The organism is Helicovermis profundi (assembly GCF_033097505.1).
GTDB lineage: Bacteria > Bacillota > Clostridia > Peptostreptococcales > Acidaminobacteraceae > Helicovermis > Helicovermis profundi.
Genome location: NZ_AP028654.1, coordinates 76381 through 98902 on the forward strand (window position 1 = coordinate 76381; position 22522 = coordinate 98902).

Genomic DNA, 22522 nt, shown 5'->3' on the forward strand with positions numbered 1-22522 from the left:
TATGAATAAATTAAGATTACTAGGAGTGAATACAGTTCATTATAATATTGATGAGGTATTAAACCATGGATTGTGTAGATTTGAAGTTTGTTTTGGAAGGCAGCAAAATTATAAAAATAGAATAAAAGAGATTAATAATGAAATTGAATTTGGATTTAACAAAGGCTTAATTGTTTCTGTTCATCATCCAATTTTATTATTTGATTGGTATAAAGAGGATTATTTATCTGCATTTTACTTAGATTTAAATAATGAAATAAGCGAAAAGTCGTTTAGACTTCTTGAAGAGAATATAAAAGAATATTCAAAACAAAAGATTGCATATTTTGTTGTTCATTTTCCCGGAGTTGTATTAAAAGGTGAAAAACCGAGAGGTTTTGATAGTCTGTTGAATGAAAGAATAGAAAGAGTAAATAATATTGCTAGTAAATATGATGTGTTAATCTTACTTGAATATTTTGGTTCAAACAAATGGTTTTACGACGTAGATAAGTGGATCGAAGTAACCAAGAAGTGTAGTAATATTGGAATACTTACGGACACGGGACATTTACATTTTGCATCAATTATGCATAATTTTAATTTTATGGAAGCTTTAAAAAAGCTTAGTAAACATAGCGAAGCTTTTCATCTTTGGACAACAAAAGGAAATGAGGTTTATTCAGATTCAAAGTATTATAAAAGTTATCATCATATATCAGCTAATATAAATCAAAGAGTTAATGATGGTTGGGCATTTAATACAAAGGAAGTGCTTGATGTGATATTAAAATATGATAAACCTATTATTATTGAGTCAGAACCATTATATGGTGGTGTAAAATATCTTGATGAGAGTCTGAAATCAATAATTACTTATATAAAGGAAAAATATGATGAATAATGATATAAGGTTGTACGAAGAAGAAGTTGAAGAATCTATCGAATATATGAAAAATAATAAATTGGAACAAATATTAAATGATATTTATGATTTGCCCAGAGATGGCAAATGCGGTGGTTGTGCTTCTTGTTGCGTCGAAGCTGTTCCAGCTTCTTATATTGAATTTATAAATATTTATAGATATCTATTAATACATAAGGATATTTATAATAGTGTAATTAAAGATATTTTTACCTATTATTTTACAGAGCCTGTTGTTAGACGAGAGTGTCCTTTTTTATCAAAAGATAAACTATGTAAAATTTATGATAAAAGACCGCTTACTTGTAGAATCTTTGGACATTTATCAAAAGCAGATCATGAAAAAAATTACAAAGAAATTAATGAAAAAAACAATGAAGTAAAGGAATTTTTTAAAGGAAGATATAATCTTAATATTCCCCAAAAAGTTGTAGACTATAAATTAGAATATTGTGAAAATTTCAAAACTGAAAGTAATATAACTCTTAAGGAGAGAGAAATATTATTTAATAGCTTAATTGATTTAGATTCAAAGTTTTTAGCAATGGATTTACTCGATGAAGAATTTTTTAATATTTCACTAGTGTCATGGTTTATATATTTATATTATGATATGGAAACTGCGGGTGAATTAAAAGTGGATATTTCAAAGCAAATATTGAAAAATGGAGAGAGTGAGCTATTAGAAAAAATTTTAAAAAGTATTTAAGAATATTCAGAAAATATTTATTTTTTTAAGTTCGTTGACAAAACTATTACAAATGTGATAAACTGTTTGATTTTATATTGATTATGTGTTACAATGAAAAGAGTCAAGGGTGGTGGTTCGAATGTCGGAGCAAGTAACTTTAATTAAAATTAAACAAGATATCGAAGATTGTTTAGGTAGAAAAGTGTTGTTAAAAACAAATAAAGGTAAAAGAAAAGTTAAAGTGAATGAGGGTGTTATACAATTTGCTTATCCTAGTGTTTTTACAGTCAAAATTATTAATGGATTGGATCTTGAAAGAACAGTGTCGTATAGTTATTCAGATATACTTACAGAAACTGTTGAACTCACTGTATGTGGTAACCCGAATTATATATTATAGATATAACTGTCTTAGGACAGTTTTTTTATTTTTTGAATATGTTAATAAAATATAATAATTTCGAATAATAAATAAATATAAGTTTAAAACTAATGAACCACTTGGTTTTAAACTTATAATTTTTGGATAGTAAGTAAAAAAATAAGTCAATAATTAAAATATTATAATAAATTTATAGAATATTATTGTATTATATTCTATAATATATATGCAATGTATTTTGTATAATGTATTTATAGAGGTGTACAATGAATGAATTAAAAGTTATGGGATATGCAAAAATCAATTTACTGCTTGATGTTATATCAAAATTAGATAATGGATACCATAGTGTAGAAATGATAATGCATCAAATAGATTTGTATGATAATATAATAATTAAAAAAATTGATAAAAATGATATTATTATCAGTAGCAACGTAAGTTATATTCCAACTGGTGAAAAAAATATCGCATATAAAGCTGCAAAGCTTATGATAGATAAATATAGTTTAAATTGTGGTTTTGAAATTGCAATAGAAAAAAATATTCCTGTTGCTGCAGGTTTAGCTGGCGGAAGTACTAATGCTGCTGTTGTAATTAAAGCGATTAATAAAATATGTGATTTAAAATTAACTATAAATGAAATGATGAATTTGGGAGTTCAAATTGGTGCAGATGTGCCATTTTGTATACTTGGTGGTTGTGCAGTTGCAAAAGGCATTGGTGAAGAATTAGTGTCACTTGAATCAGTTGACAATATATGGTTAGTTTTAACTAAACCCAATTTAAGTGTATCTACTCAAAAGATATACAATAAGTTAGATTTGAATTTGATTGAAAGTCATCCCAATATTGATAAAATGTTAAATGCGCTTAGTGAAAGAAATATTTATAAAATTTCAAATTCTATGAGCAACGTTCTTGAAAATGTAACAATTGAATTATACCCAGTTATTTCAAAAATAAAATCTAAAATGATTGAATATGGCGCAATTGGTTCAATGATGACAGGTAGTGGACCAACTGTTTTTGGAATATTTAAAAGCAAAGAAAAAGCTGAAAAAGCATATACTCATTTAATTAGAAAATATAGACAAACCTATCTTACAAGAACATTTAGTGATAATAAATAAGTTTAGCTAGACCTAAACATCGGCTAATCAGATGGATGCTTTACTTCATTTGATTTGAAAGTTAACTTGTAGAAATGGGAGTCTTGACTTTAAAAAAGGAAGAATAAAAGGGGGAAAATAAAATGATAAAAAAGAAAGGTAAGTTTCATATAAAAAATTATAAACCTCTTGGAGAAGTAGTTTTTGATTATTTAAGAGAAGCAATATTAAGTGGAGAATTAAAGCCAGGTGAAAGACTTATGGAGATAACTTTAGCTGAACAACTTGGCGTAAGTAGAACTCCAGTTCGCGAAGCTATTAGAAAGCTTCAAAAAGAAAAATTTGTTGAAATGATACCAAGAAAAGGCGCATATGTAGCAAATTTAACAGCGAAGGATATTATAGATGTACTCGAGATACGAATTGTTTTAGAAGGGTTTGCCTCTGAATTAGCTAGCGTACGAATAACTGATGAAGAAATAGATGAACTTGGTGAAATTTTATCAGGCTTCAATAATTCTCTTGATACAAAAGATACCGTAGGAATGATTGAGAGAGATAATGAATTTCATGATAAAATTTTTGAAGCAACTAGAAACAACAAGTTAATAGATATGGTTAGAGATTTACATGATCAGTTTCAAAGATTTAGACTTATATATTTTAATGAATTTGATAATTATGTTGAGCTTCAAACTTGGCATGAAAAAATATATAAAGCTATTAAAAATAGAGACTCAGAAGGTGCAAGAATAAATGCAGAAAATCATGTGAAATTAATAATGCAAATAGTGCTTAAATGGAAAGAAGCACAGGAAAAAAAGGTGGACTAATGGAATGTTTTATTAGAGTTAATTCTACAATTATTCCTGCTAAAGGAGAAAAACAAGTAATAGAATTTGATAGTGAAGCAAAAATCTACAGTAAAAATGGAAGCATATATATACTTTATAGTGAAAGTGAAATTTCAGGAATGGAAGGAACCAAGACTTTAATAAAAGCTAAAAAAGATAAAGTTGTATTAAAGAGAAATGGAAGTAATATAAGTGAACTTATATTCGAAAAGGGTATTAACCATTCACAATCATATATAACTCCTTATGGAAATTTTTTAATGGAAACGTTAACCGAAAGAATTGATCTTAATATTAATGAAAACTTACAGGGGACTTTAGCTCTTGAATACGAGTTAGATATAAAAAGTCTTGGAAAATCAAAATATATGCTAGGCATTGAAATAATAAAAAGAAAAACAGTTAATCGAGCGTGATATGATTAGCTGTTTTTCTTTAGTAGAATTATACATAAGTTTTAATATCATAAAGATGATATTCTTCGCCTAGATTATCAATAATATATTTTGCTATAGGTGTATTTTTAAAATTAACATTAGAACTTAATTCTTTGTTTTTTATATTAAGTTCTAGTGAGTCCTTGTCGTCAAAAGAATTTAGTAAAATTTTAGATCCTTTTAAGACAAGTTTTCCTAAAATATTTTTATTGATTTTTTTGCTAAGTGCGATTTTTGTTCCATTTTCAAATAATAAATATGGTTTCATGATAAACCTCCTCTGTATATTTATGCTAAATTCTGAATAATTATTACTCGTTTAAAGCAGTATATCACAAAATAACAATAATGCAAGTAAAAACAGACAAAAACTTAGTAAATTATACTAAGTTTTTGTCTGTTTTAAAAAAATTTGATAATTCATTTATATTTTTAAAGTCCATATCTCTTTCAAGTAGGGGAAGTTCAATTATATTAAAATCTTTGAAATACTCATATATAGTCTTTAAATGTTTGATTTCATGTTCTTTTTTTCTAATAAAGAATTCATCTTTAATATTTTTAGGAAGAATTCTATTTACTATTAATGTTCCTACTGGAATACTATATTTATTTAATATTTCAATAGCTTTTTTTGTTTCATCTATAGGAAGTTTTTCTGCATTAAGTACAAAAATAAAGGATAATTTATTTTGATCGATCATTATTTTTCTTGCTTTTTCTAAATTTTCTTTCCTTCTATTAAGTATTTCTATTATAGGATCATGTTCAAGGTTTTTTCTTTTATTTTTGTCAGTAAGGCTCATTTTTTTATAATTCACAACTTTTTTTCTTTTTTTAACTAATGAATCAATCCATGAACCTAATAATTCCGGAAGGGTAAAGAGTCTTAATGTATGTCCCGTAGGAGCGGTATCAAAAATTATATAGTCATAATTTTCAATTTCTGTATTAATTATAGAAAGCATTTTATCAAAAAGAGAGGCTTCGTGTGTTCCTGGTGACACGCTTGCAGCATCAAGTTGAGTATTAATTTCAGAAAGGATTGCAGGGCTAATAATTTTATGAAGGTTATTTCTAATGGAATTAATATATTTTTTGCTTTCTTCTTCAGGATTTATTTCAATTGCATCTAAATTATCTAATATTGTTGTAATTGTGTTGTTAATTTTCATTTCGAAAATATCAGAAGTTGAGTGCGCAGGATCAGTACTTACAAGAAGAACCTTTTTATTTTGATTTATCTTGCTAATTGCGAAAGAACTAGCACAGCTAGTTTTTCCAACGCCACCTTTACCACTAAAAAAAATTATTTTATTCATAATGCCTCCTATTAATAATAGAGTATATAAATTAGGAAATTTATTAATCAAGGATCCATGTTTAATTCTCCGGCTTTTTCAATCCAAATGGATTTCTTAGTACTCATCCTTATATCCCATCCTTTAAGCTCATCTTCAAGAAAAGGAAGTAATTCGAGAGAATAGTAACTAAGTGGAATTGGAAGTCCTAAAACATCTCCAAAAGAAAGAAGAAGAAAATTATCGATTTCTTCATTTTTTGAATTCTTTAATAGTTCATGCGATTTTGAACTTACATCGGTTACGCCTTTTAAAAATTGTATGGTTACTTCTTTTGCTTTAGAAAATTTAAAATTCATGCTAGCACCTCCCATTTAATATAACTTTATCATAAAATATAATAATGAATGATATTTTGGTATAAAATAACTATAAAAAACTTGAAATGCGTAAACTAGGTAGTGAAATTCACTAGTAAAAAAATTGTTGTAATTATAAAAAAAATAAATTAAAATAGAAAGAGAAAAAGCTTAAAATTCGGCGGAGTGTGACAGGAATTCGGCATGTGCATTTAGAGGAGATTTTATGAAAAATATTTATAATATAAATAATCTTTATAATTTACTTGATTATGTTTCTGATGGGATACAAATTTTTGATCAAAATGCTAAATTAATCTATTGTAATAAAAAAGCATCACAAGTTGATGATATTAATATTGAATTATCTTTAGGAAAAAGTATTCTAGAAATATATCCGTCGTTATCAGAAGAAACAAGTACGTTGCTAGAAGTAATTAAAACTGGAAAACCTATAATTGATAAGGAACAAACATTTACTACATATAGGGGAAGTGTTATCACAACAATAAACACAACTTTACCAATATATGATAAAGAAAACATATTTGGTGCGGTTGAAATATCGAGAAATATCACTGATATTAAAGAATTATCTGAGAAATATGTAGATTTAAAAACTAAGGTATATAGCAATAAAAAAATCAAAATAAGTGATATAGATACTTCAAAGTATATATTTGATGATATAGTTACAAAAAATATAGATTTTGAAAAATTGAAAAAACATGCTCTAAAGGCTGCTAATTTAGAGATACCTATTTTAATTTCAGGAGAAACAGGTACTGGAAAAGAGCTTTTAGTTCATTCAATTCATAGCGAAAGTAAAAGAAAAAATAATTCTTTTATTGCGCAAAACTGTGCAGCACTTCCCTTAGGTTTACTCGAAGGGATATTATTTGGAAGTGTCAAAGGTGGATTTACTGGTGCTGCAAATAGGAAAGGACTTTTTGAAATTGCAGATGGAGGAACTTTATTTTTGGACGAACTAAATTCAATGCCGCTGGAATTACAAGGTAAACTGCTTAGAGTTATTCAAGATGGTGTAGTAAGGAGGGTAGGAGATATCAAAACCAGGAAAGTTGATGTTAGGATAATTGCAGCTTTAAACATTGATCCATTTACTGCTATGAATAGTAATTTACTTAGGAAAGATTTGTATTTTAGACTAAGCACATTGAGTTTAAACATTCCTCCGCTTCGAGAAAGAAAAGAAGATATTCCTATACTAATTAAACATTTTATAAACAAATTCAATAAAAAATTCAATAAAAATATACTTGGAGTTGTAAAAGAAACAGAAAAGCTATTTATAGAATATAATTGGCCAGGGAATGTTAGAGAACTTGAGCATGTAATAGAAAGTGCAGTTTCGATGACGGAAAATAGATATGTTAATAATGAATTTTTGCCTAAAAATTTAGAAAAATTCGCAAAAGAGTTGCTAGTGGATGAAAAATATAAACATGAGTATTCTCTAAAAAAGGTTATAGAAAAAACAGAAAAAAATATGATAGAAAAAATTTTTAAAGAAAGTATGGGGAATGTAACTACAAGTTCAAAAGTGCTTGGAATTCCACGTCAAACTTTGCAGTATAAAATTAAAAAGTATAAAATAAAACTTTAACGCCGAATTTTCGGCATAAAATAGGAATTCAAAATATAAAGTAAAAATAAGGATGCTTTTTAATGATTACGATTATCAATTAGGAGCGTTTTTATTTTAAATTATAATAAAAACAGAAAAATAAGTGTAAAAAAATATAGTTTGTTAAAATAATATTAGGATAATTATAAATAATTCAACTTTGGCATATATTTTGCTTTAAATAATAGCGTTGAAAAAAATAATGGAGGTATTAATATGAAAACAGGATGCAAATTTGGTACACACAGAGTTATTGAACCAAAAGGAACTCTTCCACAACCAGCTCAAAAAATTGATAACACTATGGAAATTTATGATAATGAAATATTAATTGATGTTCAAACTCTTAATATTGACTCGGCAAGTTTTACTCAAATCAAGACTCAAGCTGGAAAAGATATTGAAAAAATTAAAGAAATAATGAAAGAAATTGTTGCTACAAGAGGTAAGCATCATAATCCAGTAACTGGTTCGGGTGGAATGCTTATTGGAAAAGTTAAAGAAATTGGTCCTAAACTTGAAGGAAAAACTGATCTTAAAGTTGGAGATAGAATTGCAACTTTAGTGTCATTGTCTTTAACTCCATTAGTTATTAATGAAATTAAAGAAGTAAGAATAGATATTGATCAAGTAGATATTGATGGACAAGCTATTTTATTTGAAAGTGGTATTTACGCTAAAATTCCTGCTGATATGCCAGAAAACTTAGCTTTATCTGTACTTGATGTTGCTGGAGCTCCTGCTCAAACAAGAAAATTAGTTAAAGAAGGAGACACAGTTGTTGTAGTTGGTGGAGCAGGAAAATCTGGAATGCTTTGCCTTTATGAAGCAAAGAAAAAAGTTGGTAAAAATGGTAAAGTAATTTGCCTTGGACATAGTGAAAAATCGTTAAATAGAGTTAAAAAAGCTAATTTAGCTGATGTATACGTGGCTTGTGATGCTACTAAGCCGGTTGAAGTAATGGAAGCTGTTAAGGAAGCAACTAATGGTCAAATGGCTGATGTAACTATTAACTGTGTAAACATTCAAAAAACTGAAATGGGATGTATTTTATCTACAAAAGATACTGGTTTAATCTATTTCTTTAGTATGGCTACAAGTTTTACAACTGCTGCTTTAGGAGCAGAAGGTGTTGGAATGGATACAACTATGATAATCGGTAATGGATATGCAAAAGGTCATGCAGATATAGCTTTAAATATTATGAGAGAAAGTAAAGAATTAAGAGAGCTTTATACTGACTTATACGCTTAATTTTAAATAAGCAACAAATGAATTTATAAATAAAGAGAATACTAGATATGAATTATGACCATTGGTCAAAAATATAAAACCCAACCTTACCTTATATTATTCTAGTATTCTCTTATTTAATATGCAAATTGATTTAATATTTGATTGGAGGATTTACTGTGGGAAACTATTACAACAATATAGAGCTCTGGAAAAATGTTACTGAGGATCAATGGAATGATTGGACTTGGCAAACAAAAAACAGAATTACTGATTTGGATACACTTAAAAAGGTTGTAAATATTACAGAGGAAGAAGAAAATGGAATTAAAAAATCGCTTGAAATATTAAGAATGGGAATTACTCCATACTATGCAGCTCATATGGATAAAAATGATAGTCATTGTCCTATTAGAATGCAAGCTGTTCCTACAATATATGAAACATATAGATCGGCAGCTGATATGGATGATCCACTTCATGAAGATTCTGATTCACCAGTTCCAGGATTAACTCATCGTTATCCAGATAGAGTATTACTTTTAATTACAGATATGTGTTCTATGTATTGTAGACATTGTACTAGAAGAAGATTTGCTGGTAGCAAAGATACAGGTATGCCAATGGATAGAATTGATGCTGCTATAGAGTACATAAGAAATACTCCTGTAGTTCGTGATGTTCTTCTTTCTGGAGGAGATGCTTTACTTGTTTCAGATGAAAGACTTGAATATATTATCTCAAAATTAAGAGCTATTCCTCATGTTGAGATTATTAGAATTGGTTCTAGAGTTCCAGTTGTAATGCCTCAAAGAATTACTGATGATTTAGTAAATATGCTTAAAAAATACCATCCGATTTGGTTAAACACACATTTTAACCATTCTAAGGAAGTTACTCCAGAATCAATTGAAGCTTGTAGAAAACTTGCTGATGCGGGAGTTCCACTTGGTAATCAATCGGTATTATTAAAAGGAATTAATGATTGTGTTCATATAATGCGTGATTTAGTTCATAATTTAGTGAAGATGAGAGTTAGACCTTACTATATCTATCAATGTGATTTATCTACAGGAATCGAGCATTTTAGAACTCCAGTTTCAAAAGGTATTGAAATAATTGAAGGTTTAAGAGGTCATACTTCAGGATACGCAGTTCCAACATTTGTTGTAGATGCTCCTGGTGGAGGTGGTAAAATTCCTGTTATGCCACAATATTTAATATCACAATCACCTAATAAAGTAGTTTTAAGAAACTTTGAAGGGGTAATTACTACTTATACTGAACCAGATACGTATGTTAGCGATTGTCAGTGTGAGATTTGTAAAAATGAAAGAGAACATAAAATCACTGGAGTGGGTGGTTTACTTCAAGGAAATCAAATTAATATTGAGTTAAAGCATTTAGATAGAGAAGAGAGATCACATCACGAATAAATCAAATAAGTTTAATTACGGTGAATATATATGATGATTAAAATATTAAAAGATAAGCATAAGACAGTGTCAATTGTTGGAATGGCAAAGAATGTAGGAAAGACGGTTACCCTTAATGAGTTAATTAATCAGGGATTATATCATAGTGTAGCGCTTGGAATTACTTCTATTGGTAGAGACGGAGAAGAAAAGGACCTAGTAAGTAATACTGAAAAACCTAGAATATTTGTCCACTGCGGAACAATTATCACAACTGCAGAAAAACTTCTTAAAAAATCATCAATTAAGTATGAAATATTATATGTTATGAAAAACACAACAGTTCTGGGGAGAATATTAATTATAAGAGTTCTTAGAAATGGATATGTTGATATTTCAGGACCTGCTAATAACAAAGAAATAAGTTTAGCATCTGAAATTATGCATAGCTATGGTGCAGATTTAGTTATTATTGATGGAGCAATTGATAGAACTTCATCTGCATCTCCAGCTATTGCTGAAGCAGCAGTTCTTTCAACGGGAGCGGCAGTAAGTAGAAATTTAAGTAGCTTAATAAATGAAACGGTTTATAAAACAAAACTTTTGTCTTTAGAACAAATTGAGGATGGAAATTTAAGAAAAAAAGTTTATAATATATTGTTTGATAATAAAATTGCTGTTATAAATGAACAAGGATTAATAGAAATTATTAATGTAAAAGCCGCGATTGGTTCAGCTAAAAAAATAGCAACCTATATTAAGGAAAATTCTATTTTAGTTATTCCAGGTGCACTTACTGAGATGTTTTTAAAAAACTTTAGTTCGTATATTGGAAGAAAGAAAATAAAGATTGTAGTAAGAGATGGAACGAGGATATTTGTAAAAAGTGATAGATGGCTTTTCTATGAATCTATTGGAATTGATATAAAAGTATTTGATTCTATTGATATTATTGCAATAACTGTAAATCCATATTCACCAAAGGGATATTTTTTTGAGTCAAAATTAATAATTGATGGTCTTAAAAAATATATAGTAGATATTCCTATAATAGACGTGCTTAAGGAGGAAGGTTATGGATATTAAAAAAGATTGTGGACTTGACTTCATATTTGATAGACTAATACCATCTGGTTATTACGGAAAAAATTATTTAAAAAATTTAAATTTATTTACACTCGAAGAAGAAGATCAACTAAAAGAAGAATATTTTTATTTAAATAATATTTCAAAGTATGCGAGTTTAAGTACGATTTCTACTAAAGTTATAAGAGAGGTCATTTCGGATATAAAAAATATTAAAGGGTCTGTTTTAAGACTTAAAAATGGTGAATATCTTTGTGATATAGAACTTTACGAAATTAAAAATTTTAATTTAAGTTTAAAAAAATTAGATAATATCCTTAATAAATATAGTTGGAATAATTATAGTAAAAATAAATTTGAAATTTCTAAAGAACTTCAAAAAATCCTTGATCCAAATGAAACACTCTCATCATCCTTTACTATATATAGTGAGTATTCTAATGAATTAAAAAATATTAGAAATGATATAGATAAAAAAATGCAAGAAGAAAAAAATAGACTTCTTATACTAGCAAAAAAAATAGAAAAAAAATATAATATTAGTATAAAGCATTTTAATCAAATTATTATTGATAAAAACAATATAGAACTAAATGAAAAGTTTTTATTAGATAATAGTATTGTTTATCAATCTGAAGATTACTTAAAAAAAAGATATAAAGTTAGTGATGAAAAAACAGAAAAATATATAAGAGAATTAAATATATTGAAAGCAAAAGAAATTGAAGAAGAAGATAGAGTCCTTAAGAAAATTTCGAAAGAATTGTTAATTTACATTGATTTTCTAGAAAGGCAAATTGAAATACTAGAAAAGTTTGATTTTAGAATAGCTAAAGCTATATTTTCAAATTCATTTGATTGTGTAAAACCGGATATAATATCTGAAAATAAGATAAAAATAGTAAATGGCAGACATTTAAAAACAGAAAATATAGTTGGAAAAGATAATTTTACTGCTATTAATATAGAACTTAATAATGGTGTTACATGTATTACAGGAGCTAATATGGGTGGTAAGACAGTTAATTTAAAATTGATTGCTCAGTGCACTTTGTTGGCTCAATTTGGGTTGTTTGTTCCAGCTGAAAAATTTGAATTTTCTTTAAGAGAATTTGTAGAAATTAGTTCAGGAGACTCTCAGAGTGTTGAAACGGGACTTAGTACTTTTGGTTCAGAAATAGTAAATATGAAATCATCTATAGCTAGATCAAATGAAAGAGGCCTTATATTAATAGATGAACTTGCAAGAGGTACAAATCCTTTAGAAGGAACAGCGATTTCTAAAGCAATAGTAAACTATTTAAAAACTAAAAATTCAATTTCTGTAATAACGACTCATTTTGAGGGTGTTGGACATATTAAAGAAGTAAAGCAACTGCAAGTAGCTGGTTTAAATAAGGAAAAGTTAAAAGACTTATTTACTAGTAATTATACTAATAAAACTTTAAGAAAATTACAAGAAATTATGGATTATCACTTAATAGAAATAGATGACGATGTGAGTATTCCAAAAGATGCAATAGAAATAGCCAAATTACTTGGGCTAGATAATGATATTTTAATTGATGCATTAAGATATCTTAAGGAGGAACGATAGATGAAAGGTAAATTAAACCTCGATTTTAAATTGGTAGAAAAAGCAAAAAAATCTGCGGGAAATATAGCGGACGATATTCAAGAATTTATTGATCTACACACAACAATAACTGTGGAAAGAACAGTAATTAGACTCTTAGGTATTGATGGAGTTAATGAATTTTCAGTGCCGTATGCAAATGTACTAATGAACCACATTGTTGAAGGTGGAGGATTTAAAGAGGGAGCGTCATATTGGATAGGAAACGCTATGGTTGAACTAAATAAATCACCTCAAGAAATAGCTGAAATGATTGTAGAAGGTCAACTTAATCTTTTTGATATTAAAGAAAATAATATTGAACTGATAAGTAAAAAAATTGATGAAGTTGCAATTAAAACAGTTGAACAAATAAGAAAAAATAGATTAGAAAGAGAATCTTTAATAGATAGATTAGGTGAGGGGAGTAAGCCTTACCTATATGTAATTGTAGCAACAGGAAACATATATGAGGATGTTCTTCAGGCAAAGGCAGCGGCTAAACAAGGTGCTGATATTATTGCTGTTATAAGAACGACTGCTCAAAGTCTTTTAGATTATGTTCCTTATGGAGCAACTACTGAGGGATTTGGTGGAACGTACGCTACACAAGAAAACTTTAAAATAATGAGAAAAGCACTTGATGAAGTTGGAGAAGAAGTAGGAAGATATATTAGACTTTGTAATTACTGTTCAGGACTTTGTATGCCAGAAATAGCTGCAATGGGAGCATTTGAGAGACTTGATGTTATGTTAAATGATGCTTTATATGGAATATTATTTAGAGATATTAATATGCAAAGAACTCTAGTGGATCAATTTTTCTCAAGAGTTATAAATGGATTTGCAGGTATTATTATTAATACTGGAGAAGATAATTACCTTACTACTTCGGATGCGGTAGAGGAAGCTCATACTGTACTAGCATCACAAATAGTAAATGAACAATTTGCTCTTAGGGCTGGTATACCTGAAGAACAGATGGGTCTAGGTCATGCATTTGAAATGAATCCAAATTTAGAAGATGGATTTTTACTAGAACTTTCTCAAGCTCAAATGGCAAGAGAAATATTTCCAAATGCACCGCTGAAATATATGCCACCAACTAAATATATGACGGGTAATATATTTAAAGGTCATATCCAAGACGCTTTATTTAATATGGTTTCAATTATGACAAACCAAAGCCTTCAATTACTTGGAATGCCTACGGAAGCAATTCATACACCACTTCTACAAGATAGAGCATTATCAATAGAAAATGCAAAATATATCTTTAATAATATGAAAAATTTAGGTGAAGAAATAGAATTTAAAAAAGATGGAGTTATTCAAAAGAGAGCGCAAAGTGTTGTAATAGAAGCTCAAAAGATGCTTTCTGAAATTGAAAAAGAAGGCTTAATGTCGACTATTGAAATGGGAAAATTTGCTGGAATTAAAAGAGCAATGGATGGAGGAAAAGGTCTTAAAGGTGTTACAGTTAAAGGCGAAAAATACTTTAATCCATTTATACCATTAATGTTAGGAGGCAATGAATAATGAATAAAATTGATTTAACTAAAATAAAACCATATGGAGATACTCTAAATGATGGAATGATGCAATTTAGCTTTACTTTGCCAGTTCCTTATGGTGATGAAGCTAGTGAAGCTGCCAAACAATTACTACTTAAAATGGGTATTAAAGAACCAGCTGTTGTTTATTCAGAAGATTTAGGTGTTGGCTATACTTTTTTTACGATGTATGGAAAAAGCGAACATACAGTAGATTATACTGTAATAGAAGTTCCTAAAGTTGAGTCTGATGTTATGGATAAATACGGAGTTGAAGATTATATAAAAGAGAATATTAAAAGAGAAGTTGTAATCATAGGCGCTTGTACTGGAACTGATGCTCATACTGTTGGAATTGATGCAATTATGAATATGAAAGGTTATGCAGGTCATTATGGACTTGAAAGATATAAAGGTATTAAAACTATAAATATGGGAAGTCAAGTTCCAAATGAAGAACTTATTGCAAAGGCAATTGAAGAAAAAGCGGATGCCGTTGTTATTTCTCAAATTGTAACACAAAAGGATATTCATATTATGAATATGACGGAATTGATTGAACTTTTAGAAGCGGAAGGTTTAAGAGAAAAATTAATTGTTATTGCAGGTGGACCTAGAATAAGCCATGAATTAGCTAGAGAACTCGGCTATGATGCAGGTTTTGGAACGGGAACATTTGCAGAAGACGTTGCATCTTTTGTAGTTCAACAAGTAACTGAAAGAGGTTTATAAGAATTTTAAAAAAATTTATTGTCTAGTAAATAAACACAGTGTTCTTTTTAAGAATGCTGTGTTTTATTTTTTGCTAACTAATTTTTACAAGAATATTACATTCTACATATTTATTAAAAATATATTAAAATTTGTCGATATTCAAGTAGAAATCTAGCTTTTTTGTTAACATATAAGTAACAAAGGCAAATAAATGTATAACAAAGGCAAATAAATGTATAACAAAGGCAAATAAATGTATAACAAAGGCAAATAAATGTACGAAAATTAAAGTAAGTAAATAAACAAAAATTATAGATTAAACAATAGTAAAAGTATACTTTCTTATTTGTAAGAGAAAATTAATTACAAAATATAGTAAAAAGGGGTTAATATGAATATACTTAAGTTAAATAAATGGGATGCTTTTTTTAAGAAATTATTAGTGTTTTTATTAAGTATTTTATTAGTATTTTCAAATGTAGATCTATCTTTTGCACTTGATGCTGGTGATGGAGTTGTGGTAGATAAAATTAAATTTGTAAGAGAACATTTAGGATTTAACACGTCATCTGCATATATTGAAATTACAGGAACCAATTTACAGGGAGTTGTTGTAAGATTTGAAAAAGCAGGTATAGGCGGTGGTCTTCAGCTTATGGGAACGAAGGTTGACGATGAAGCTGGATTTTTAAAATATACTTTTACTACCGATGAAGCCCAGTATTTTACGGGTGTATTAAGAATAGGGAACAAAGACATTGATATAAATTTATCTAGTTTTCCTACTTTAGATAGTGTAAATAAAAAAAATATAAACGTAGATAATAATGATGATTTAGTTCTTTCAGGAACTAATTTAGATAAAATAAAAGTAAATGCAGGTAGTTTGTCTCCTTTAGTTAAAGCTAATTTTGGTAGAGTTCAGTCTACAGAATTTTTTTATGATTCCTCTACAGGAGATAGTGCAAATAAAATTACTTTGGAAACTCCTAGTCCACCTGAAAGTAAGGGATATCAAAATATACAATTTTCGAGAGATGAAACAATAGTTGATGCAGTAAATGGAAATTATGACACAAGCGTTAAGTATTTATATGCAAGTTCATTTAGATTTGTTGAAAATGTAGGACTTACAGGGCTTGATATGTTTCCTAATACTGGAGCTAAAGGAGATGAAGTATACTTTGATGCTGATGATTTCAATGATACAAAAGATTATTCGGTGTATTTTTTAAAAGCATTAGATGGTTCGGATGATTACAAAGATACAAATAAAGCTAGTTTTGTATCTGTGCAAAAGAATACTGTTGGTAAAGACAGACTTATAGTTAAAGTACCTGAAAGTATTTTTTTTGAACTTAGAAATTATTATGTTGTGATTACTAATACTTTAAATGGAGAAATAATAGCAGAGCAAGTAGTAAAAGATAAGGATGGAAATGATGCTTCTTTTACTGTTATTGGTTCAGGATACAAACCTTCCGTTGAAACAGTTTTTCCTACAGAAGGTCCTGATACTGGTGGAAATGTTCAAATATCAGGTAGAAATATTTTGACTCCGAATGTTCCAGACTTGGTAAAACCAACGAATTCGTTTTCGGATTCATATAGTTCTGGCGATGGTAATATTACTCTTGATGTTGTCTATGGACACGGAGTAGGCGCTGGCAATAGATATGAATACAATGGAAAAGAAGTATTGGTATCAAGAAATATAAATGTACAAATTGGTAAAAAAGTTACTTTTGTAAAAGATACATTAGGAAATTTTGTTGTTTTTAAAGGTATTCCAGACAATGTTCAAGTGAAAACAGATGTAATCGACGATGCACTTGAAGATCCTTTAAAAGATATTATTGTAGATATAAAAACTACTCTTGTTGAAGCAACTGATGGAGTTAAAGACCCTTTAGGTAAAACATATGTATTTAGACAAATAGTAAATAAAGAAGATGGTTTTAAATTTGTACCAAGTACAATAACCCCACAAATTGATTCGGTTTCGCCTGAAATGATTCAAATTAAAACAGCGGATACTTCTCTACAAAATCAAACTCAATTAGTAATTAAAGGTTCAAATTTTTTAGTTAGTAGATTTGTTAATGAATCAGGTGATGTTATTACAAAATATCCATCTGTTTTGATAAAGAAAAATGGCGATAATACGCTTTTTGATAGATATCAATTAGGTGTATTTCCAAATGAAAAATCAGGATCTGTTACAGGAATTATTAAATGGAAAGCCGATGATACAAGTACTCAAGAAAATATATTAATGAATGGTCTTAATCCAGAAAATGTTGATATAAAAATAGTTGATGACAATAATAAAATAGTTGATGGAACAACTGGAAATGATGTAGGTACAAAAATTATTATATTGCTTCCTAAGTCTTCTGTTATGAGTGATACAGGAATTAAAAATGTACAAGTTACAAACCCTAGGCGTGGTAGTGATGATAATGGTGCTTCTTCTATATTGACGGATTCTTTAACATTTGTAAAAACAAGTGATATTCCAGTTATAGAAAGTATTATACCCAACATAGTTACTGTTGATGGTGGAGATCAAATCGTTATAACAGGTAGCAATTTTCAAGATGGGGTTAGAGTTTTTTTAGATGGTGAAGAAATGACAGGAGTAACACGTGACATTGATTCAGAGGGTACAAAGGTACTTTTAAAATTTGATGCACCTTCTGGAAGACTTGGTTCAACTCAGATTATTGTACAGAATTTATCTGGTGGAATGGATACAAAGTCCTTTACTTATGTAAAATCGTTTAATAAAGACCCAGAGTTATATTCATTTGCACCTACTCTTGGAACAGAAGGCACATTAGTTTTATTAAATGGGGATAATTATTTAAAACCAGATCCTACTGCTGTTTCTACACTTGGATATGAAGGCTTAAGATTAATTGGTTCTAGAGTTTTATTAGATGGAAAAGATATAAGTACCTATAATTATGATGGTTCAGGGAATATTGATTTTAAAGCTTATACTTCACCTTTAGCAGATAAGGCAATAACAGAATCTGCGGGAAAAGCTGTCTACTCGAAGTTCTATAAGAATGCATCTGTAATAGGTCCAGATTCAAAAATATTCCATTTAGATAACGATAAATTTAACAATCCAAGAATAACTAATTACAAAGATGTGTATTATTCTATTAAATATGAAAATGGAACTTATAAGGCCTATGATAAAGATGATGTTTACATTGCTAACGTAACTATTACAGACAGCCTTGGTACAAATACAAACTATCAAATAGATGGAATTACTTTACTTACAGTAAATAAAGCGATTCCTGAAGTATTCTCGATTAATATGGATAATAAAACGGTAAGAATTTCTTATGATGATGATGGTAAAAAAAATATAGATTCAGCTGATTACAATGATAGCATTATTTTAACAGATGGAAGTTCATTTTATACTTTAACCAAGGATTTAAAAGGAGATATTAAACTTTCAAATGGTAAAGATATTATTTATACGATTATGTATGATAATGTGAATAATAAATTTGTAGCTTACACAGAAGGAACACTTCTTGATGTAACGCTAACAGATAGCGTATTCACTGTTGGACTTTTAAATTTAACTTATATTACTCCCTACGTTTTTGATTCCATAACAAAAGAAATTACAGGAAACCGAAAAAAAGTTATAACAAAAGATCAAATTATGTTTTATGTACCAAAACTTTTTACAGGAAAAGGCTATAAAGATTTGGTTGTTATGAATCCTGATACAAAGACTGCAAAAAAGCTTAGTGAAGATGGTTTTTACTATGTTTCACAGTCAAGTTCACATCCTGCTATTACTGATATTTATCCAGATAGAGGATCTATTGATGGTGGATATAATATAAAAATATCTGGAAATGATTTTGAAGATAATGCCAAAGTATATATTGATTCGCAGTTAGTTCCAAAAGAAGATACTTTTGTTTCAATTGATGGTAGCTATATTGTTGTAAAAGTACCGAAAACTTTAAAAGATTTAAAAAAAGACTATGATGTAGATAGATTTACTGTTCCAATTTTAGTTATAAATGATGATGGTGGAAATGCATATAAAAAAGATGGATTTACTTATATTATTCCAGTTAGTTCACCGAGAATTGACTCTGTTGTATCAACTGCTGGCTCTTCAAATGGTGGAGAAATAGTAGAAATAAGCGGATATGAGTTTAGATATTATGAACCATATACTGATTCTGTAGGTGGTAATGGATATGACATTGGTGATAAATTTGAAGACTTGTATAAAAATGGAGTTTTCGATGATTTAATGTCTTCTTCAGTGGATCCAAATGCTGTAAGTAAAGTAATTGATCCAAGTGTTAAAATATTTGGATACTATTATGATTCTCCTATTTTACCTAAAGTTTTTTTTGGTGAAAATGAAGCTAAAGTTGTAGAATATTCAAAAGGATATTTAAAAGTTATATCACCTCCTCATAAGGAAGGCGATGTAGATTTATATGTTGTAAATAATGATTTAGGTATTACTAATAAAATTAAATATAAATATACGGCGTCAAAACCGCAAATTGTATCAATAGTTCCTAATAAGGGTAAAAAAAGTGGTCAGGAAAAGAAAGAAATTTATGGTGGATCTTTATATAAAGCTGTTATTAATGGTTACTATAACGATAATGATACTGCTATAGTAGCAATTCCTGATGTTGAAACAATAAGTAGATTTGGAAAAATAGGTAATGATGATTATGAAGTAAGTGATATTAATTATGGACAAATAAATAATCAAATTGCATCAGTTTCTTTGAGCGGTGGACTTAAAGCTGAGTATAGAGGAGAAACTAATCAGCTTATACTGACAGTGGAAGAAAACAGTAAAATTTATAGAAGAACATTTAATAATTATAATGACACTGAAGTTTATTTGCCACTTGAGATGCTAAAGTCAGGGAGTGAGTATTATGTTCCAAATGGCTTTAGAGATGCTGATGGTAGCTCTTATAAAAATTATGTATATGAATATGTAAAAATTAAGATTGACGGAAGACGAATGATTGTACAAAGAGGATATTCTCCGAAATCTGAATATGATAACACAGGTCATGTTACTGTTACAACTCCATCATATTATACTATTGGTTCTGTAAAACTTACCTATACAAACCCAGATGGCGGAAATGTAGATGGAACTTTTACTTATACAAATCCAGATAGTGAACCTAAAATATTTAAGGTTAAGCCTGAAAAACTGTCGCCTGATAAAAAATACTATATGATTGAGGGATCAATTCAGGGGGGGATTGAAATTGAAATTCAAGGTTTTGATTTCAGAAAAGATGTAAAAGCATATATTGGAAATAAAGAGGCGAATATAGTAGAAGTCACTACAAAAGTTATTGATGGGGTCACTTATGATGTAATTATAGCTAAAGTACCTACAGCAAGCACTATTGACGAGGATCAAAAATTTCCAATAGTTATAGAAAACACTGATTCAGGTCTTGCTAATTCATCTACTTTAGGAAATTTAATTGGACCTAATTATGAAGATAAAACAATTCCGTTTTATTTTGTATATAGAAAACCACTTTCTATCCCTAAAATTGTTACAGTATACCCTGAAGAAACAAGTGTGGCTGGAGGAAACCAAATAACTATTACAGGTTCAGATTTTAGAAGTGGGGCTATAGTGATTATTGGTTCGAAAGGTGGAGTTCCGGTATCTGATTTATCAATAGAAGAAAGAGGCAGTATTATCAAATTTAAACTTCCAACAGGCCTTACATTAGGTGAAAAAACAATTCAAGTTTTAAATACCGATTTTGGTATAGCTTCAAAAGAAAAGGGACTTAAAATTATATCAAATCCAACGGTAGAAAATCAATTTTTAACTGAGGATGGAAGTGAAATAATTAATAGAATATCCATAGAAGGTGGAGAGAAGATTAGGATTCAAGGTAGTGAATTTTATGAAAATCCAAAGGTTATTTTTGGTGGCACAAGGTCAATAAAAACAGATGATCTTTCAACGGGTGAATCAGGTTTATATGTAGATGATAAAAATTATATAATTGAAAATGGAACGCTTGCAACAAATGTTGAATATATAGATAAAAAAACATTATTAGTTACAACTCCTGAGCATATTCTTGAAGGTGATGTTTTTGTTACAGTTATAAATCAAGATAAAGGAATTTCAAATACTAGTGCAGAAATTAAATATAGTGAACCTATTCCATCAGATCCTACAGGTCTAAAAGCACGAATAGTTGAAGATAGATATGTAGAGCTTTATGATTATACTGCGGCAAATAGTGAATACTATGAAATTTACTATTATTTAGGTAATAAAAATAATTCAGCTTTAGCTTATAATGGATATAGAGATTTTAAACTAATTGATGTAACTGAAAGAAACACTTTTAAAATTACTAGTATTCCTGGATATGAAAAAAGACGTAAGTATGATAAACTCTGGTTTGTTATAAAGGCTGTAAATAAATATGGACCTTCAAATTGGTCGAATACAGCATATATAAGTTATATTACTTTAGATGATATAGAAAGTATCAGTCCCAAAGATGAAGATGGAGATATAGGTGTACCACTAGATAAAGATTATAAAAAAATCGTAAATAATAAAAGTGTTGAGGTAGACTTGAATCCTAAGAAAAGGGATGATATATTTATTAGTTTAACAGAGTATCCTATTGATAAATATCCTACGCGAGATATTTTAGTACCTTATGAAAGAGTAGTAAGCGACAATTCACTTATAACAGTAGATTATGGTGATTCTAAAATGCAATTTATGCCGATAAATTTAAATACTACTGAATTCAGACAAATTGTTTCTGATACAAGTGGATATGGTAAGATTACAAATTCTTTAATAGCCTCATATTATAGTCAAATGGCAAAAGGTACAATACCACGTGGATATAAAATTGCTTCAAAAGTATATCAATTGAATTTTGCAGCTTTAAATGATGGGGATGTAAAACTATTAAATAGTGTAAATGGAAGTGTATTTCTTGAACTAACATATACAGATTTAGCTGTTATGCCATCAGAAAAAAGTAAATTAGCTCTATTTAATTTTGATTCAAATAATGATAATTGGACTAAAGTAAATTCGAATATAGATGAAATTAATAACAAAGTTACTGCAAAGATTGATAAACCCGGTATGTATATATTACTAATAAGTAGAAGATAAGGAGG

17 protein-coding genes are annotated in these 22522 nt (G+C 28.6%); 14 read left to right on the forward strand and 3 right to left on the reverse strand.

All coding sequences use genetic code 11. From position 1 onward, the window contains the following. Position 1: 1 nt before the first annotated feature. The 6 genes from AACH12_RS00390 to AACH12_RS00415 all read left to right on the forward strand — a co-directional run bounded on the left by AACH12_RS00390 (position 2) and on the right by AACH12_RS00415 (position 4359). Complete coding sequence (locus AACH12_RS00390) at positions 2 to 883, forward strand: TIM barrel protein (protein WP_338536113.1); 882 nt, start codon at positions 2 to 4, stop codon at positions 881 to 883. Then, positions 876 to 1613 carry a YkgJ family cysteine cluster protein gene (locus AACH12_RS00395; protein WP_338536114.1) on the forward strand — a complete coding sequence of 246 codons (738 nt, stop codon included), beginning with the start codon at positions 876 to 878 and terminating at the stop codon, positions 1611 to 1613. The genes AACH12_RS00390 and AACH12_RS00395 overlap by 8 nt, the downstream gene beginning before the upstream one ends. Positions 1614 to 1734: 121 nt before the next feature. After that, positions 1735 to 1995 carry a Veg family protein gene (locus tag AACH12_RS00400; protein ID WP_338536115.1) on the forward strand — a complete coding sequence of 87 codons (261 nt, stop codon included), beginning with the start codon at positions 1735 to 1737 and terminating at the stop codon, positions 1993 to 1995. Positions 1996 to 2243: 248 nt separating this feature from the next. Then, positions 2244 to 3110, forward strand: coding sequence for a 4-(cytidine 5'-diphospho)-2-C-methyl-D-erythritol kinase (ispE, locus tag AACH12_RS00405; protein WP_338536116.1), 867 nt, complete (start codon positions 2244 to 2246; stop codon positions 3108 to 3110). A 122-nt stretch (positions 3111 to 3232) separates the two neighbouring features. After that, positions 3233 to 3922: a GntR family transcriptional regulator gene (locus tag AACH12_RS00410; RefSeq protein ID WP_338536117.1), complete on the forward strand. Its 690-nt coding sequence runs from the start codon at positions 3233 to 3235 to the stop codon at positions 3920 to 3922. After that, entirely contained in the window at positions 3922 to 4359 is a 438-nt protein-coding gene (locus AACH12_RS00415) for a YwiB family protein (RefSeq protein WP_338536118.1), read from the forward strand. Before AACH12_RS00410 ends, AACH12_RS00415 begins: the two co-directional genes overlap by 1 nt. 28 nt (positions 4360 to 4387) lie before the next feature. On the opposite strand, the gene AACH12_RS00420 is transcribed toward AACH12_RS00415, so the two are convergent. The 3 genes from AACH12_RS00420 to AACH12_RS00430 form a co-directional block, all read right to left on the reverse strand. Further along, a complete protein-coding gene (locus tag AACH12_RS00420; protein ID WP_338536119.1) occupies positions 4388 to 4648 on the reverse strand; it encodes a hypothetical protein in 261 nt (86 codons plus the stop codon). A 112-nt stretch (positions 4649 to 4760) separates the two neighbouring features. After that, on the reverse strand, positions 4761 to 5702 hold the full coding sequence (locus AACH12_RS00425; RefSeq protein WP_338536120.1) for an ArsA family ATPase: 942 nt from the start codon (positions 5700 to 5702) through the stop codon (positions 4761 to 4763). Between the two features lie 47 nt (positions 5703 to 5749). Then, the gene (locus AACH12_RS00430) at positions 5750 to 6040 is read right to left on the reverse strand and encodes a hypothetical protein (RefSeq protein WP_338536121.1); all 291 of its coding nucleotides are present in this window, start codon (positions 6038 to 6040) and stop codon (positions 5750 to 5752) included. 226 nt (positions 6041 to 6266) lie between these two features. Here AACH12_RS00430 and AACH12_RS00435 point away from each other — a divergent pair, with 226 nt between their 5' ends. From AACH12_RS00435 to AACH12_RS00470, 8 genes are all read left to right on the forward strand, one after another. Next, positions 6267 to 7667, forward strand: coding sequence for a sigma-54 interaction domain-containing protein (locus AACH12_RS00435; protein ID WP_338536122.1), 1401 nt, complete (start codon positions 6267 to 6269; stop codon positions 7665 to 7667). A 237-nt stretch (positions 7668 to 7904) separates the two neighbouring features. Further along, entirely contained in the window at positions 7905 to 8942 is a 1038-nt protein-coding gene (gene kdd / locus AACH12_RS00440; protein WP_338536123.1) for an L-erythro-3,5-diaminohexanoate dehydrogenase, read from the forward strand. Positions 8943 to 9100: 158 nt separating this feature from the next. Continuing rightward, a complete protein-coding gene (kamA, locus tag AACH12_RS00445) occupies positions 9101 to 10357 on the forward strand; it encodes a lysine 2,3-aminomutase (RefSeq protein ID WP_338536124.1) in 1257 nt (418 codons plus the stop codon). Positions 10358 to 10387: 30 nt separating this feature from the next. After that, positions 10388 to 11422 (forward strand): lysine 5,6-aminomutase reactivase subunit KamB, encoded by a 1035-nt coding sequence (kamB, locus tag AACH12_RS00450; RefSeq protein ID WP_338536125.1) that lies wholly within the window; start codon positions 10388 to 10390, stop codon positions 11420 to 11422. Continuing rightward, positions 11412 to 13019, forward strand: a complete 1608-nt coding sequence (gene kamC, locus AACH12_RS00455) for a lysine 5,6-aminomutase reactivase ATPase KamC (RefSeq protein WP_338536126.1) — start codon at positions 11412 to 11414, stop codon at positions 13017 to 13019. Before kamB ends, kamC begins: the two co-directional genes overlap by 11 nt. Further along, positions 13020 to 14576 carry a lysine 5,6-aminomutase subunit alpha gene (kamD, locus tag AACH12_RS00460; RefSeq protein ID WP_338536127.1) on the forward strand — a complete coding sequence of 519 codons (1557 nt, stop codon included), beginning with the start codon at positions 13020 to 13022 and terminating at the stop codon, positions 14574 to 14576. Beyond that, positions 14576 to 15322, forward strand: coding sequence for a lysine 5,6-aminomutase subunit beta (kamE, locus tag AACH12_RS00465; RefSeq protein ID WP_338536128.1), 747 nt, complete (start codon positions 14576 to 14578; stop codon positions 15320 to 15322). The genes kamD and kamE overlap by 1 nt, the downstream gene beginning before the upstream one ends. A 373-nt stretch (positions 15323 to 15695) precedes the next feature. Beyond that, positions 15696 to 22517 carry an IPT/TIG domain-containing protein gene (locus tag AACH12_RS00470; RefSeq protein WP_338536129.1) on the forward strand — a complete coding sequence of 2274 codons (6822 nt, stop codon included), beginning with the start codon at positions 15696 to 15698 and terminating at the stop codon, positions 22515 to 22517. Positions 22518 to 22522 lie beyond the last annotated feature (5 nt).

Coding starts and splice junctions, on each gene's coding strand:
- AACH12_RS00420 (WP_338536119.1), bottom strand. CDS start 4,648: ATGAAACCATATTTATTATTTGAAAATGGAACAAAAATCGCACTTAGC.
- kamD (WP_338536127.1), top strand. CDS start 13,020: ATGAAAGGTAAATTAAACCTCGATTTTAAATTGGTAGAAAAAGCAAAA.
- AACH12_RS00410 (WP_338536117.1), top strand. CDS start 3,233: ATGATAAAAAAGAAAGGTAAGTTTCATATAAAAAATTATAAACCTCTT.
- AACH12_RS00435 (WP_338536122.1), top strand. CDS start 6,267: ATGAAAAATATTTATAATATAAATAATCTTTATAATTTACTTGATTAT.
- ispE (WP_338536116.1), top strand. CDS start 2,244: ATGAATGAATTAAAAGTTATGGGATATGCAAAAATCAATTTACTGCTT.
- AACH12_RS00470 (WP_338536129.1), top strand. CDS start 15,696: ATGAATATACTTAAGTTAAATAAATGGGATGCTTTTTTTAAGAAATTA.
- AACH12_RS00430 (WP_338536121.1), bottom strand. CDS start 6,040: ATGAATTTTAAATTTTCTAAAGCAAAAGAAGTAACCATACAATTTTTA.
- AACH12_RS00415 (WP_338536118.1), top strand. CDS start 3,922: ATGGAATGTTTTATTAGAGTTAATTCTACAATTATTCCTGCTAAAGGA.
- AACH12_RS00395 (WP_338536114.1), top strand. CDS start 876: ATGAATAATGATATAAGGTTGTACGAAGAAGAAGTTGAAGAATCTATC.
- kamE (WP_338536128.1), top strand. CDS start 14,576: ATGAATAAAATTGATTTAACTAAAATAAAACCATATGGAGATACTCTA.
- AACH12_RS00400 (WP_338536115.1), top strand. CDS start 1,735: ATGTCGGAGCAAGTAACTTTAATTAAAATTAAACAAGATATCGAAGAT.
- kdd (WP_338536123.1), top strand. CDS start 7,905: ATGAAAACAGGATGCAAATTTGGTACACACAGAGTTATTGAACCAAAA.
- AACH12_RS00425 (WP_338536120.1), bottom strand. CDS start 5,702: ATGAATAAAATAATTTTTTTTAGTGGTAAAGGTGGCGTTGGAAAAACT.
- AACH12_RS00390 (WP_338536113.1), top strand. CDS start 2: ATGAATAAATTAAGATTACTAGGAGTGAATACAGTTCATTATAATATT.
- kamC (WP_338536126.1), top strand. CDS start 11,412: ATGGATATTAAAAAAGATTGTGGACTTGACTTCATATTTGATAGACTA.
- kamB (WP_338536125.1), top strand. CDS start 10,388: ATGATGATTAAAATATTAAAAGATAAGCATAAGACAGTGTCAATTGTT.